Source organism: Chitinophaga filiformis, assembly GCF_023100805.1.
Classification (GTDB): Bacteria; Bacteroidota; Bacteroidia; order Chitinophagales; family Chitinophagaceae; genus Chitinophaga; species Chitinophaga filiformis_B.
This window is the reverse complement of sequence record NZ_CP095855.1, coordinates 230,013-244,619: the sequence shown is the minus strand read 5'-3', so window position 1 is coordinate 244,619 and position 14,607 is coordinate 230,013. Positions and strand designations below refer to the sequence as shown.

At 44.4% G+C, this 14,607-nt stretch carries 13 protein-coding genes; 5 read left to right on the top strand and 8 right to left on the bottom strand.

Annotation, left to right across the window (positions count from 1 at the left end; all coding sequences use genetic code 11):
- Nucleotides 1–19 precede the first annotated feature (19 nt).
- From MYF79_RS01025 to MYF79_RS00990, 8 genes are all read right to left on the bottom strand, one after another.
- A complete protein-coding gene (locus MYF79_RS01025; protein ID WP_247812132.1) occupies nucleotides 20–493 on the bottom strand; it encodes a hypothetical protein in 474 nt (157 codons plus the stop codon).
- 1 nt (nucleotide 494) lies between these two features.
- Nucleotides 495–1,409 (bottom strand): hypothetical protein, encoded by a 915-nt coding sequence (locus tag MYF79_RS01020; RefSeq protein ID WP_247812131.1) that lies wholly within the window; start codon nucleotides 1,407–1,409, stop codon nucleotides 495–497.
- A gap of 102 nt (nucleotides 1,410–1,511) precedes the next feature.
- Nucleotides 1,512–2,063 (bottom strand): RNA polymerase sigma factor, encoded by a 552-nt coding sequence (locus MYF79_RS01015; RefSeq protein ID WP_199653774.1) that lies wholly within the window; start codon nucleotides 2,061–2,063, stop codon nucleotides 1,512–1,514.
- Nucleotides 2,064–2,140: 77 nt separating this feature from the next.
- A complete protein-coding gene (locus MYF79_RS01010; protein WP_199653773.1) occupies nucleotides 2,141–3,103 on the bottom strand; it encodes a transketolase family protein in 963 nt (320 codons plus the stop codon).
- A 45-nt stretch (nucleotides 3,104–3,148) separates the two neighbouring features.
- The gene (gene galE, locus MYF79_RS01005) at nucleotides 3,149–4,177 is read right to left on the bottom strand and encodes a UDP-glucose 4-epimerase GalE (protein WP_247812130.1); all 1,029 of its coding nucleotides are present in this window, start codon (nucleotides 4,175–4,177) and stop codon (nucleotides 3,149–3,151) included.
- 156 nt (nucleotides 4,178–4,333) lie between these two features.
- Entirely contained in the window at nucleotides 4,334–5,203 is an 870-nt protein-coding gene (gene rfbA / locus MYF79_RS01000) for a glucose-1-phosphate thymidylyltransferase RfbA (protein ID WP_247812129.1), read from the bottom strand.
- 186 nt (nucleotides 5,204–5,389) lie between these two features.
- Nucleotides 5,390–6,394, bottom strand: a complete 1,005-nt coding sequence (locus MYF79_RS00995; RefSeq protein WP_199653770.1) for an inorganic phosphate transporter — start codon at nucleotides 6,392–6,394, stop codon at nucleotides 5,390–5,392.
- Nucleotides 6,395–6,445: 51 nt separating this feature from the next.
- Entirely contained in the window at nucleotides 6,446–7,099 is a 654-nt protein-coding gene (locus MYF79_RS00990; protein ID WP_247812128.1) for a DUF47 domain-containing protein, read from the bottom strand.
- A 248-nt stretch (nucleotides 7,100–7,347) separates the two neighbouring features.
- Here MYF79_RS00990 and MYF79_RS00985 point away from each other — a divergent pair, with 248 nt between their 5' ends.
- The 5 genes from MYF79_RS00985 to MYF79_RS00965 all read left to right on the top strand — a co-directional run bounded on the left by MYF79_RS00985 (nucleotide 7,348) and on the right by MYF79_RS00965 (nucleotide 14,581).
- Nucleotides 7,348–8,184 (top strand): UDP-2,3-diacylglucosamine diphosphatase, encoded by an 837-nt coding sequence (locus MYF79_RS00985; protein WP_199653768.1) that lies wholly within the window; start codon nucleotides 7,348–7,350, stop codon nucleotides 8,182–8,184.
- 137 nt (nucleotides 8,185–8,321) lie between these two features.
- A complete protein-coding gene (locus tag MYF79_RS00980) occupies nucleotides 8,322–8,732 on the top strand; it encodes a hypothetical protein (protein WP_247812127.1) in 411 nt (136 codons plus the stop codon).
- A gap of 217 nt (nucleotides 8,733–8,949) precedes the next feature.
- Entirely contained in the window at nucleotides 8,950–11,724 is a 2,775-nt protein-coding gene (locus MYF79_RS00975; protein WP_247812126.1) for a TonB-dependent receptor, read from the top strand.
- Nucleotides 11,725–11,815: 91 nt separating this feature from the next.
- Complete coding sequence (locus tag MYF79_RS00970; RefSeq protein WP_247812125.1) at nucleotides 11,816–13,282, top strand: hypothetical protein; 1,467 nt, start codon at nucleotides 11,816–11,818, stop codon at nucleotides 13,280–13,282.
- 201 nt (nucleotides 13,283–13,483) lie between these two features.
- Nucleotides 13,484–14,581 carry a M57 family metalloprotease gene (locus tag MYF79_RS00965; RefSeq protein ID WP_247812124.1) on the top strand — a complete coding sequence of 366 codons (1,098 nt, stop codon included), beginning with the start codon at nucleotides 13,484–13,486 and terminating at the stop codon, nucleotides 14,579–14,581.
- Nucleotides 14,582–14,607 lie beyond the last annotated feature (26 nt).

Here is a 14,607-nt window from a genome sequence, read left to right as displayed (position 1 = left end):
CTTTATTTATCCTTTAATATTATTGTCTGAATCTTCTTGCTCCCGGCCCGCCAAGATTTCTGGCCTGCCTGTCTTTCATAGCCCGGATCAGCTGATTACGGAATTCCCGTTCCGAACGGAATACAACCCCTGCTTTTGAGGGCGGTAACACTTTCTGGAATTCCTGGCTGTAATGTGTTTTAATGTCCAGCATACGGCGTTCATATCCCAGTTCCTTATCGTCGGCAGGCTGAAGGTCGGCTTGTGGTACCTTATTCCGCTTGCGGCGTTCTGCAATAAGTATCTCTACTTCCTTGGTATATTGATTATATAAAGGCCAGAATTTTTGTGCTTCATCGGGGGTGAGGTCCAGCTTTTGGGACAGGTACGCTATTTCCGCTGCGCGGATGCGATCCCTGATCTCAGCGTCGCTACCCTGCTGTGCCTGACTAACAGGAGGGTGGCAAAACAATGAGAGTGTGATAAGTATAACTAATGTGTAAAGTTTTTTCATCTCAGTTGTCTGTTAGGCTTTCGTTTAACAAACCAGTGTTGTCTAAATAGTGTTGTATGGCTTCTGCTGGTAATTCCTCTACTTCCGAAATAGCGTTACCTTCTTCTGCTAAGGGTGTATAATTGGTTAGCTCTTCTTTGTCAAAAGCGTCTGAATGGGTCTGCAGGTATTCCATGATCTCCTGGTCGCTCACATTTGCCAGGGTATTTTCTAATACATTGGTATGGTAATGGTTGCCCCTGATAAAGAACAGGGAACTCACGCTTACCAGTGCCACCAGGCAGGCCGCCACGGCCCATTTTAAATATCTGCCGGCATTCATCCTCCGGATAAGCGGTGCACGATCAGGCACAGCTGTAATACCAGCCCGTATGTTAGTGTCCAGCTGGTCAAAATAACCGGGTGGCACTGACAGCGGCATCGTTTTAGGTATGCCAGCCAGGAACGGCGATATGGCCTCCAGTTCTTCCTGCACCCCTGTAGCAGGCCTGGCCGCCTTCGTTCCTTCTGTTTCTGCTATGCGGGCCATTATTACAGCGTCCAGCTCGTCAAAATAACCGGCAGGTGCAGACAGAGGGAATACCTTCGGTATACCTGCCAGGAAGGATGGAACTTCTTCTTCCGGCTGTGCCTGCTGTGCTGCAGCAATGTTTTGGAGAACCTGTTGTGGCAGTTGCTCAAAATAGTCCGGAGGAACTGATAAAGGAAGGAACTTCGGTACGCTTGCCAGCATTGGAGAGAGGGTTTCCAGTTCTTCCTGTACCTCTGCTGTACGTACTTCCTGCAGGATCCGGTCCGGCAGTTGCTCAAAATAACCGGCAGGAACTTCTCCACAGGAGGGCTTCAGCGTAGTCCATTGAGCATCAGGGATGATTTCCCGCAGTTCGTTCGCAATATCGTTGTCTCTGGATATCATACAGTCTTTAGACAGTGGAAGATAGCAATAGTTTAAACAGGTCGTAGTTTCGTCTCTAAAAAAATGCAATTCACCTCATAAAAGTACGAAGATGTCGCATTTTCAGGTATTACGGATGAACTCTTCAATCTTTTTCACTGCATGGTGATAGGAGGCTTTGAGTGCACCTTCCGAGGTGTCCAGTACGCGGCTCATTTCTTCGTAGGGCATTTCATCATAGTACCTCAGGTTAAAAACAATTCTTTGTTTTTCAGGCAGTGCCAGAATAGCCTTTTGCAGTTTCCATTCAAGTTTGTTGGGATCAAATTGCGCATCTGCTTTCAGGGTATTGCTAAGGCCTGTTTCTACGTCTGACAGTGATATTGAATTGTTTTTCTTTTGTTTTTCCAGGAAGGTGAGGCATTCATTGGTGGCTATCTTATACAGCCAGGTGTATAACTGGGCATCTTCACGGAATCCTTCCAGGTTTTTCCAGACCTTCACAAACACATTCTGCAATACATCATTGGCATCATCATGGTCGAGTACCAGCCTTCTGATGTGCCAGTAGAGTCTTTCCTGGTATTTCCGGATGATAGCGGTAAATCCTTTCTCCTTGGTAGCAGGGTCCCTGTACGTTGCTAATAGTGTTTTATCATCCTGATGTATGCTCATTCTTAGGTTAAATGGTTTACATAAAAAAAACCACCTGTAAGATGGTTTTTTTTATGTAAAGTTTAATCCGGTACAGATTATTTCTTCTTTCTGGCTATTGCTTTTTCAGCAGCAGCAACGATATGATCTGTATCCAGGCCATATTTCTTCAGCAGATCCAGTGGTTTACCACTTTCACCGAAAGTATCATTGGTACCTACGTATTCGATAGGAATTGGATTGTGGCGGGCCGCTACCTGTGCGATGCTGTCGCCCAGACCTCCCAGTACGTTATGCTCTTCAGCGGTTACTGCGCAACCGGTCTTAGAGATGGAACGCAGTACTGCTTCTTCGTCCAGTGGTTTAATAGTGTGGATATTGATGATCTCAACACTGTAACCTCTTTCTTCCAGGATCTTACCTGCTTCGACAGATAACCATACCATGTGACCGCAGGCGAACAGGGTGATGTCTGTTCCTTCGTGCAGTATCTGGGCTTTACCTACTTCGAATTTCTGGTCTTCCGGAGTGAAGTTAGGCCATTTCGGACGGCCGAAACGGAGATAAACTGGTCCTTCGTAGTCGGCTACGGCGATAGTAGCTGCTTTTGTCTGGTTGAAATCGCATGGAACGATCACGGTCATGCCCGGGAGCATTTTCATCATACCGATATCTTCCAGGATCTGGTGGGTAGCACCATCTTCACCAAGTGTTAAACCGGCATGAGATGCACAGATCTTTACGTTCTTGCCGGAATAGGCAACGGACTGGCGGATCTGGTCGTATACACGGCCTGTGGAAAAGTTAGCAAATGTAGTAGTATATGGGATCTTACCACCGATGGTCATACCGGCAGCTATACCTATCATATTTGCTTCAGCGATACCTACCTGTACAAAGCGGTCAGGAAACTCCTTAATAAAGGCATTCAGTTTCATCGAACCCAACAGGTCAGCAGTCAGTGCTACTACATTAGGATTTTTACGCCCAGCTTCCAATATACCTTCTCCAAAGCCTGCGCGTGTCTCTTTCTCATTTAACGGTTTAATATCTTTTACCATAGCCTTATATTAAGAATTGTGTCGTAAATGTAAGAAATAAACTTTTTAATTACTAAGAACCCTGTCTCTTAAAGCCACTTCCCACTGCCAGGCCGTGCGCATCATATCTTCTATGCCGATATTCGGTTCCCAGCCCAGCAACTGCTTGGCCTTGTTATTATTGGCATATATGGCGATCACATCGCCCGGACGGCGTGGCCCCAGTTCATAGTTCAGTTTTACGCCGGAGATCTTTTCAAAGGCCTTGATAGCTTCCAGTACGGTCACGCCGTTGCCGGTACCGAGGTTGAAGATCTCGCAATTGTCTGTATTCTTCTGATCCAGCAGGTATTGCAGGGCCTTTGTATGGGCGTTGGCTATATCCATTACATGGATATAATCGCGGATGCAGGAACCATCGCGGGTATCGTAGTCATGACCAAACACCGTCAGCTTTGGAATTTTGCCGATGGCTGTCTGCGTAATAACCGGTACCAGGTTGTCCGGGCGGCCCAGCGGCAGTTCTCCGATCAGTGCGGAAGGATGGGCGCCAACGGGATTAAAGTAACGGAGCAGGATGGACTGGGTATCATTGACCTTACTATAATCCTGGATCATCTGTTCGCCCATTTGTTTGGTGCGGGCGTAAGGAGATTGTGCTTCTCCCAGCGGAGTGGCCTCTACTACAGGCAGTTCCGTGGTATTGCCATATACGGAGCAGGAGGAAGAGAATACCAGGTTAGGGATATTGAACTCTTTCACACACTTCAGTACGTTCACCAGGGAAGCGAGATTATTATGGAAGTAAAATAATGGATCAGCTACTGATTCTGGAACTGTTTTAAGCGCTGCAAAGTGGATCACGCCTACGATATCACGGTTTTCATGGAACACGGCGTGTGTATCTTCCAGGTTGCAGAGGTCTACCTTGTAGTTACGGATCTTTTTGCCTGTGATTTTTTCGATGCCGTCCAGCAGTTGTGTACTGCTGCGGATGTTGCTGTCTACTGAAACTACGTCAAAGCCATTGTTAATCAGATCTACGATAGTGTGCGCACCGATATAACCGCAACCACCGGTAACAAGAACCTTCATATGTCTTTATTTTTTTTGAATGTTTTAGGATTAATTACAATCAGATGTGCAAATGAACCTGGAATTAAGGACGGGAATTTATGCCCGCAAATGCTGATTTAAATAATTGAGTTACGAATGTACGTTTCCTAATCCTTAATTCTTAATTTTTAATGTTCAGATTTTCTGTTCAAGGATCTTTTCCAGATATTGTCCATAGCCGCTTTTCAGTAATGGCTGTGCAAGCGTCTGTAATTGTTCACGGGAAATAAAGCCCTGCCTGTAAGCAATTTCCTCTATGCAGGCAATCTTGATGCCCTGTCGTTGTTCGATGACCTGGACGAACTGTGAGGCCTGCATGAGTGAGTCAAAGGTGCCGGTGTCCAGCCAGGCCGTACCACGGGGCAGGATAGACACTTTCAGTTTTCCGCGGCGCAGGTATTCCCTGTTCACATCGGTGATCTCATATTCCCCGCGTGGGCTGGGCTTCAGATCTGCGGCTATTTTAATAACGTCATTATCGTAGAAATATAATCCTGGCACAGCATAGCTGCTCTTGGGCTGTTGAGGTTTTTCCTCTATGGACACGGCCTGCATCTTTTCATCAAACTCTACTACCCCATAGCGTTCAGGGTCAGATACCTGGTAGGCGTATACGATACCTCCCTCTGGTTTTACGTTGTTGGCCAGCTGTGTACCCAGGCCGGCGCCGTAAAAGATATTATCACCCAGTACCAATGCTACATTATCATCTCCAATAAAGTCACGGCCTATTACAAATGCCTGTGCGAGACCATTTGGGAGGGGCTGTTCCGCATAGTTCAGCTTCAACCCAAGTTGCTCACCGTTGCCGAATAACCTTTTGAAAGCGGGCAGGTCGTGTGGTGTAGATATGATCAGGATCTCTTTTATACCGGCCAGCATCAAAGTGGAAAGCGGATAATAAATCATTGGTTTATCATAAACCGGCATGATTTGTTTGCTGATGGCATAGGTAATGGGGTGTAAACGAGTCCCGGAACCTCCGGCCAGTATGATACCTTTCATAGCATTTATTATAAGAATGAATAATGAAAACAGGTTCTTCAAAAGCCCTACAAAAATAGGGGGCTCTGTGATAAAAAAAAGGAAAAACTCAAAAAGCAGGGGTATTAAAAGAGAAAGCCCTCCGGTCATTCCATTTGCAATGGGCGATGCCGGAGGGCTTATTATAATAAGTAGTTATACTGCTTATCAGAGGAATAGATTGACTACAAAGTACACAGCAGCAGCCAGTAATGCACTGATAGGAATGGTCAGTATCCATGCCCAGAGCAGGCTTACGGTTACCCCCCAGCGTACCGCAGAGAGACGTTTTGTAGCGCCCACCCCGATAATAGAACCGGTAATGGTGTGGGTGGTACTCACAGGAATACCCAGTGTTTCTGTGAGGTAAAGCGTAACGGCACCCGCAGTTTCCGCAGCCACACCTTCCAGTGGTGTTACCTTGGTGATACGGGATCCCATGGTTTTAACGATCTTCCAGCCACCGCTCATGGTACCGAGGGCTATGGCAACGAAGCAGGATAATGGCACCCAGTTCGGAACTTTGGTAACATCGTCAATAGTGCCATGGGCTACCAGTGCTGCAGCAATGATACCCATTACCTTCTGGGCATCGTTACCACCGTGCGCAAGGCTCAGGGCTCCTGAAGATACCAGCTGTAAGCGCTTGAACCAGTTTTCCGCCCTGTAAGGATTTGCCTTACGGCATACGTTCATAATAATAATAGTGATCACAAAAGCTACGATCATCCCTATGAAAGGCGCCAGGGCGATGAAGTAAATAATAGGCATTACCTTGGCATAGTTGATCACGTCAAAAGAGCCATGTGCTGCTGCTATGGCAGCGCCTATGAAACCACCGATAAGGGTATGTGAAGAACTGGAAGGTATACCATACCACCAGGTCAGCAGGTTCCAGGTAATGGCAGCTATCAGACCGCAAAGGATCACCTTCAGGGTAATAAATTGTTCAAAAACCGATTTAGCGATCGTGTTTCCCACTTTGAACTCCCCGTAAACGTACTTGGAAATAAAGAAAGCCGCAAAGTTGAATACGGCAGCCCATAGTACTGCCTGGAAGGGAGTCAGCACCTTGGTGGATACGATGGTAGCTATAGAATTAGCCGCATCATGAAAACCGTTGATATAATCGAATATGAACGCCAGTATAATGATGGAGACAAGTAAGGTCATTAGAAAGTAGTTTGCATTAAATAGGCATACCGGAGATACATAATCTTTTGATTATGCATATTTTATGATGATGGACTCTATCACATTGGCGCAATCTTCGCATTTATCCGTAGCGATTTCCAGTGCCTGGTACAGTTCACGCATTTTCAGCAGTTCCCCTGCATTGTTGGCTTCTTTCTCGAACAGATCTGCAATGGCCATGTCATAGATGTCATCCGCATGGTTCTCCAGGCTATTGATCCTTACACAGGCATCCGTAATGTTACGCATGTTGGACATGGTACGCAGTTCGGGGATCGCTTTGTGCAGCTCCAGGGTACCCTGGTAGATCAGGTCAGCCAGTTTACGAACACTTTCATTGATTTCCTGTACTTTATACAGGTCCAGTCTTTTTGCGGAACCGTGGATATAGTCAGCTACATCGTCCAGGGTAGCCGCCAGGTGGTGGATGTCTTCACGGTCAAATGGAGTAATGAAGTTCTGGCCCAGTTCCACAAAGATGCGATGAGTAAAATCATCATTCTTGTGCTCGAGCCGCTCAATCAGATGGGTTTTGTCCTTACGCACTGCCATGTCTGTAGCGGAAACCAGTTCAACCAGCACCTTCCCCATTTCTACCAGGTTGGCAGACACATCTTCGAATAATGAATAAAAAACCCTGTCTTTTGGTATAAATAACTTTACAAAAGAATTGAAGCCTCCCATACTCTTTGTTTGAAAATTTGGCGCAAAAATAGCTTTCCGCCGGCAATACCTCCAAGAAAATATTATCCTTAATGATTCCTTAACACTGGATTAATATAAAAGTAATATAGCAATTTTTTCTTTGTATTGTGAAAAAAGGCTGCGTGTGATGAGGTTATCCCTACACCTGTGGCCGTTTTTGACGGACTAAACTATTTTTAACCAAACCTAACAACTGCCCGGTTTTTTCGGTTCAATCCTCATTAAAAATGTCTGAAAAGCGCCCTCTCGATATTGTTGTGATATCTGACGTACATCTCGGAATTTACGGTTGCCATGCCAAGGAACTGGTACAGTACCTGGATAGCATTGATCCTAAGATATTGGTACTGAACGGGGATATTATTGATATCTGGCAGTTTAGCAAACGTTATTTCCCGAAAGCACATACCAAAGTGATCCGCAGGATCCTAAAAATGACCGGAAAGGGAACAGAGGTATATTACCTGACAGGTAACCACGATGAGGCCCTGCGGAAATTTGCCGGGTTCGGATTGGGGAACCTGGTCATTGATAATAAACTGATCCTGGAGGTAGATGGGAAAAGACATTGGTTCTTCCATGGTGATGTGTACGATGTTACCATGAAGAACTCAAAATGGCTGGCTAAGCTGGGAGGAAAGGGATATGACCTGCTGATAATTATTAACAGGCTGGTTAATAATATGTTAGAGCGGATGGGAAAGGAGAAAATGAGCTTTTCCAAAAAAGTGAAACATGGTGTGAAACAGGCGGTTAAGTTCATTTCCGATTTTGAACAGGTAGTAGCCGAAATAGCGATCGATAAAGAATTTGATGTGGTGTGCTGTGGGCACATCCACCAACCTATTATCAAAGAAATGCAGCATAACGGTAAAACCGTTACTTATCTGAATTCCGGAGATTGGGTGGAAAGCCTGACCTCGCTGGAATATACCAATGGACAATGGACCCTTTACCAATACCCCGTATCCAAAACCCGTGTTGTATTACCGGAAGAGGAAGAAGATGCCTCCATCGTGCCCTGGGGTGATATTTCCAAGGTGATCAGCTTCCCGCAACAATAGCTCATATATAAACCATTGTTATTTAACATTTATTTATGATATAATAACAACTGCTTAATATTCATTTAATACAGGGCTGTTAAGTTTGTGATATTATATTCAGTGATCCGACTGGTAATGCTAACATAAATAGTAAGATGAAAGTATTGAAGTTACATCCTCTAATGACAGTTTCCCTGTTACAAATGCAGTTTCAGCGACTGCTTTCGTGTAACATAGCAGTTTACCTGCGCAATTCACCGGCCAATGCATTTGATACATTAGGAGAAGCCGGTTTCCCCGAAGAAATGCTGATCGAATTTCCTATCGATGAAACTTTAAGCCTGAGAGAGTTTGAAGAAGAGCTGGAAGATAAATTCAATTTTACACTGGAGCTTTGTAATAAGGATAACAAGCCGTTTACAAATAAAAGCATGCATCTGTTCCAGTTAATTGCTTCATTATCGGATGGGAAAAAACATAATAACGAATACAATGCGCAGCTTGATATTACGCTTGAGAGGTTGTTGAACAATAACCATCAGGGACCGCAGCAAATTGCCTGCTGATACCCGGTGCACTTAGCATTACCACGCCTGACTTATTTGTTATTACTATCCTGTGAGCCTTAACTATCCCTGACCGTGTTAACTATTTTTTAATCATTCCTTAACAATTAACATTCTCGTAACCTTGCTGTAACACTGCGGTAACACACCCACGATACTTTTGCGGCAGAAATTCTATCAACTCACAGAATCAGCTTATATCGTGAAACATTCTTTTGTGTCCGCACTGTTATGTGTATGCCTTCTTTTGAGCTCCTTCCTTTCCGCGTTTGCTGTAATAGATAATGGGAAAGTAACAGGTAAAGTAACTGACCAGAAAACAGGTGAAGCCCTCATAGGCGTTACTGTTATAGTACAAGGTACAAGTACCGGTGCGGTTACTGATGTTGAAGGCCGCTATACTTTAAATCTCGCTCCCGGTACCTATACGCTGGAGTTTAAATACATGGGGTACCAGACCAAAGCGGTAAGCGAAGTGGTGGTGAAACCCGGCGCTCCTACACAGTTACCTGTGATCATGGATGAACCTAAATCCAAGGACCTGAAGGAGGTCGTGATCAGGGGTTCTTTCAAACAGGAGACGATCAATGCTTTATATACTGCACAGAAGAATAACGTAGCTGTATCCAGCGGCATCTCTGCAGAACAGATCAAAGCATCCCCTGATAAGAATACAGGTGAAGTATTAAAACGTGTGAGCGGCGCAAGTATACAGGATAATAAATTCGTAGTAGTGCGTGGTCTGACTGACCGTTACAACAACGCCACTATGAACAATGTGCTGTTGCCAAGTACAGAGCCTGACAGGAAATCATTCTCTTTCGATATCATCCCTTCCGGTTTGATCGATAATATGGTGATCAACAAAACTGCTACTCCCGATAAACCGGGCGACTTCGCAGGTGGTCTGATCCAGGTAAGCACAAAAGATTTCCCAGATGAGAAATTTGTGACTGCTTCTGTGGGTATGTCTGTAAATACATTGTCTACCTTCAAAGATGCCAAGTCAGGTATGCGTGGTAGTACTGATTACTGGACATTTGACAATGGTTCAAGGAAGCTGCCTTCAGGTGTTCCTGCTACGGCCGAAGATTTTAATAATGTATCCGGAAAAGCTCAGGATGATCTGAACAGGTCTTTCAAAAATAACTGGAAAATATCCAAAACGACTGTTGCGCCAGGTACAAGTTTACAATTGACTGCTGGTAATACGAAGTATTACGGTGAGCGTAAACTGGGTTATGTATTCTCACTCACACACAGCCATAGTGAACGTAATGAGTTTGCAGAGCGTAATGATTTTGATATAGACAACAAGGTGTATAAACGCCATAATATTGATACCAGCAACAAGTATTCAAGTGCCTTGGGTGCTGTAGCAAACTTTGCTTACAGTTACAAAAACAACAAGATATCTTTCAAGAATATCTATAATCGTATTCTTGATAATAATACTGTGCTGCGCCAGGTGGCTACTGATCCTAATCCTCCCTTCCATTATTTGTCACAATCTTACCTGCTTAACCTGGTACAGCGTTATATCCTGTCTTCTACTTTACAGGGTGAACATGGACTTGGCAATAACAGGAGAATAGAATGGATGGTAAACTATTCCAACACTAACCGCCAGGAGCCGGATATCCGTATTTCCAACTATACAGATAGCCATGCTATCATCAATCAGCCTGTAAATGGAGGTTCTTCCCGTGGCTACTTCAAAGTGAACGATAATATTTTCAATGGTGGTGCTTCTTACCAGTTCCCACTGGTAAAAGACAGCAAAGACCATTCTCTGAAGATCGGTGGATTTGAACAGTACAGAAAACGCTTCTCTAGCTACAGGCCATTATCATATCAATCCGCACCCGGATTTCCATACGATAAACTGACAGCCAGCCCTTATGAATTGTTCTCAAATGAGAACCTGGGTAGCAATGGTATCTATCTGTTAGACAATACCTCACCTTCCGGTATCTATGATGCTTCATCTAACCTGACTGCTGGTTATTTCATGTTTGATAATTTCATTACGAAAAAGCTGAGAGTAATATGGGGCCTTCGTTATGAATCTTACAGACAACAACTGAAGCCGAAAACCAACGTAGGATCCGGATCTTATACCACAGATACTACCTACAGCAGCTTCCTGCCATCTGCTAACTTCGTATACGCGCTGACAGATAAAACCAATCTGCGATTGTCATATTCCAACACTGTTGCAAGACCGGAATTCCGGGAAATAGCATCTTTCAGCTTCTTCGATTTCCAGAACACTGCTGCCGTTTTTGGTAATCCCAAGTTAAAGCAGACACGTATCAGCAATATCGACCTTCGTTATGAGCTGTATCCCGGCGCCGGAGAGACTTTTGCAGTGGCTGTTTTCTACAAGAAATTCAAGAATCCGATTTCTGAGTCCTGGTACAGCCTTGACAATAATGACCGTACTTATATCAACCTGGATGACGCTAATACTTTCGGTGCAGAACTGGAAGTGCGTAAGAACCTGGAGTTTGCAATGGGTAACTGGGGAAAGAACTCCTATGTTTTCGCCAACGGAGCATATATCCATTCTTCTATCAAAAATCCTAACCAGACCGTGCGTAACATCAATGGTGAAACAAGACGCATGCCTGGCCAGTCGCCGTACCTGATCAATGCGGGCTTGCAGATCAATAACCCTAATAATGATATGGGCGTAACCGTCCTGTATAACAGGATTGGCCCAAGGATCAATATCGTTGGAGATGACAGCAGCAACAAGCTGGATATCTTTGAAAATTCAAGGAACCTGCTCGACCTGCAACTCAGCAAACGCCTGTTTAAGAAGAATGCAGAGATAAAACTGAATATCTCTGATATTTTAAACAACCCATACGTATTATACCAGAACAAAGACAATAAGAAGAGCTATTCAAAGGGGACAGATTACCTGTTCTACACGTACAAATATGGTACAAACTTCTCGTTGAGCTTCTCTTATACATTCCATTAATAAGTTGATCATTTCATAACATACAGCTAATATTCCTATAACATTTAATCTATTTTTTTGGTAAAAATTAATTTCTAATTCTATGACAAAAATGAAAACATCGGTTTTGCTTATGGCTACTGCACTGGCTGCCACATTTGTAGCTTGTAAGGACGATGATAAGGTAACGCCAACACCTGATAAACCAAAAGCAACCGTTGAGCTGAAAGGTAAAATTGCTGCAAATAGAACGCTTTCAAAAGATACTATCTACCTCATGAAGGAATATGTGTACGTTGTTAACAACGCTACACTGACCATCGAACCAGGTACAACAATTCTCGGTGGAACTGTTACCACTACTACCGGTGGTACACTGATCATCACTGCAGGTGCTAAGCTGATCGCTAAGGGCACTGCAGATGCACCGATCGTATTCACTTCCTCCAAAGCTCCTGGTGCACGTAAGAAAGGTGACTGGGGTGGTATCATCCTGTTAGGGAAGGCAAGCACAAACAGGGCTGCTGACAAAAGAAACGTAGAAGGTTTACAGGAAGTTGATGCAACTGTTAGCCTGTCTTATGGTAATCCTACCGGTGCTGCTCAGGGTGATGATATGGACAACTCTGGTATTCTCCAGTATGTAAGGGTGGAATTTGGTGGTATTGCACTGTCCAGCACTCCTGATAGTGAAGTGAACGGTGTTACTTTCTACGCTGTTGGTGCCGGTACTACAGTTGACCACGTACAGGTTAGCTACTCCGGCGACGATGCTTTCGAATGGTTTGGCGGTAATGTAAACTGTAAATACCTGGTTGCTTACGGTACACTGGACGACAACTTCGATATGGACAGCGGTTTCAAAGGTAAGCTGCAGTACTGCGTAGCTTTACAGGATCCTGCGGCTTCTGACGTAGTAAGTCTGTCAAACGGTCTTGAAGTTGATAACCTGAGCGGTGCAAACGCCAGCACTCCTTTCACTCACCCGATCATTTCTAACCTGACCATCGTTGGTCCTGGTGCTGCTACCGGTAATGGCGATTATTTCTACGCTGGTGCAAGATGGAGAAGAGGCGCTACTTTCACTGTAGCTAACTCTGTATTCTCTGGAGATCCGGTTGCTATTGATGTTGAGAGTAAAGTTGCTCAGGACTCTGTGGCTGCTGGCAACTCTAAAATCGTTAACTCTATCTTCCAGGTTGGTGGTGTGAGCCCTGTGTCCAGCGCCCGTGGTGCAGGTGCTACTGCTATCGGTCCTGTATACTTTGATGCTGACACCAAAGATGCCAGCTACCTGAACGGTGCTGCTATCCTGAACCTGGTGATGACTGTAGCAAGCAAGAATGACACACTGAAAACGCTTGGTGATGTATTTGCCAAGGTCCCTGCTGCTGCTGCTTACAAAGCCAGCAACACTGAATTTGCGCTGAAAACTGCAAAAGCTGCAGTATGGGGCGCCGAGTTCGATGCTTTCTTTGATAAAGTTAATTATGTTGGTGCGGTAGATCCTGCTAACCCATGGACTAAACAATCCTGGATCAACTGGTCTCCAAACGAAACCGTATACGTAAAAGAGTAATCTTTGTATATAACTGCTTGTCAGGAGGGATAGACTTTGCGTCTGTCCCTCTTTTGTTTTTTTTATGTGTTGCTTCCCGATACGGCCCCTTTTCAATAGGGGCCTCCTTAACGATTTCTTAATATTCCCTTTAACAGAGATACGCTAACTTATCCATCGATATACCCTTATTATTTTGTTAACTTTTAATTGAGCCCTCAAATGAGAATCACATCTTCGCTACTCACGGTAGCGCTATTGCTTTTGTTTTGTTTTGTTGCCTGTAAGAAAAACGACATCTCTAATCCGGCATCTGCCAATGGTAATCAGGAGCATATTGATCAGAAATATCTCGACAAGATTGCAAAGCTGGGACTTGATGTGTCTTCCGTAAAATGCTATGATTCGATCTTTGTTGTGGAAGGCGATATTGCAATTTCAAAAAAGTTCCTTGACACCTTCTCTGTTCCTGTCTTCAAGCCCAACGATCGCCATGCTTACACTGACCAGTTGTTGTCGTTTAACAACATCAGGATCTATACATCGCAGCCGTGGTGGTCTAATAGTACCTACTATGCTGCTTTGAACAGGGCATTGTATGAATGGAATTCAATAGGTTCCAATCTTAACTTTCATATGCTGTTCCAAACAGATCAGGGATATGACTGGAACCTTATTTTCACCACGCTCCCTTCAGGTGTACTGGCAATGGCAGATTTTCCAGGCCTGCCGAATATGAACGGTGTGCCAGGTTATAACATCCTTGTGGACCAGAATTATATCAATTCACTGCATCTCTCCAGTAACCAGATCAGCTGGATATTGACACATGAAATAGGGCATATGCTGGGATTACGTCATAGCGACTGGGACATTTATGGAGAGCCTAACAGCGAGAATGGTTATTACTTCGGAGCAAACTATTTCTCCAATATTACAGTAGAGGATCCTAATTCTGTGATGAGGAAGTTCTTCTCTACCAGCATTGATGGCAATACCCTGTTAAGCTCGTATGACAGGTTAGCCGTAAATACATTGTATCCGCTTAATTCCTGTAATCTGCAGACATTCATCAACCGTCCTGCTGTAGTTTCTTCAGGAGAGGCTTCCGGAACATTGTATCCTTCATATAGAGGACCTCTTAATTTTATAGAATGGCAGATCACAAACAGCGCCACGGGTTATAACTATACTTCTACTGATTCCGATATCGAGTTCCAGGTGCCAAGCCTGGCCCCCGGCACTTATGTGTTCAGAACAAGGATCACTACATCTAACTGTATAAGCAGTTGGGCAAGCAAGACAATCACTATTCAATAGGCGCAGTAACAGCGGGTACCATCACA

Coding starts and splice junctions, on each gene's coding strand:
- MYF79_RS01025 (WP_247812132.1), bottom strand. CDS start 493: ATGAAAAAACTTTACACATTAGTTATACTTATCACACTCTCATTGTTT.
- MYF79_RS01020 (WP_247812131.1), bottom strand. CDS start 1,409: ATGATATCCAGAGACAACGATATTGCGAACGAACTGCGGGAAATCATC.
- MYF79_RS01015 (WP_199653774.1), bottom strand. CDS start 2,063: ATGAGCATACATCAGGATGATAAAACACTATTAGCAACGTACAGGGAC.
- MYF79_RS01010 (WP_199653773.1), bottom strand. CDS start 3,103: ATGGTAAAAGATATTAAACCGTTAAATGAGAAAGAGACACGCGCAGGC.
- galE (WP_247812130.1), bottom strand. CDS start 4,177: ATGAAGGTTCTTGTTACCGGTGGTTGCGGTTATATCGGTGCGCACACT.
- rfbA (WP_247812129.1), bottom strand. CDS start 5,203: ATGAAAGGTATCATACTGGCCGGAGGTTCCGGGACTCGTTTACACCCC.
- MYF79_RS00995 (WP_199653770.1), bottom strand. CDS start 6,394: ATGACCTTACTTGTCTCCATCATTATACTGGCGTTCATATTCGATTAT.
- MYF79_RS00990 (WP_247812128.1), bottom strand. CDS start 7,099: ATGGGAGGCTTCAATTCTTTTGTAAAGTTATTTATACCAAAAGACAGG.
- MYF79_RS00985 (WP_199653768.1), top strand. CDS start 7,348: ATGTCTGAAAAGCGCCCTCTCGATATTGTTGTGATATCTGACGTACAT.
- MYF79_RS00980 (WP_247812127.1), top strand. CDS start 8,322: ATGAAAGTATTGAAGTTACATCCTCTAATGACAGTTTCCCTGTTACAA.
- MYF79_RS00970 (WP_247812125.1), top strand. CDS start 11,816: ATGAAAACATCGGTTTTGCTTATGGCTACTGCACTGGCTGCCACATTT.
- MYF79_RS00965 (WP_247812124.1), top strand. CDS start 13,484: ATGAGAATCACATCTTCGCTACTCACGGTAGCGCTATTGCTTTTGTTT.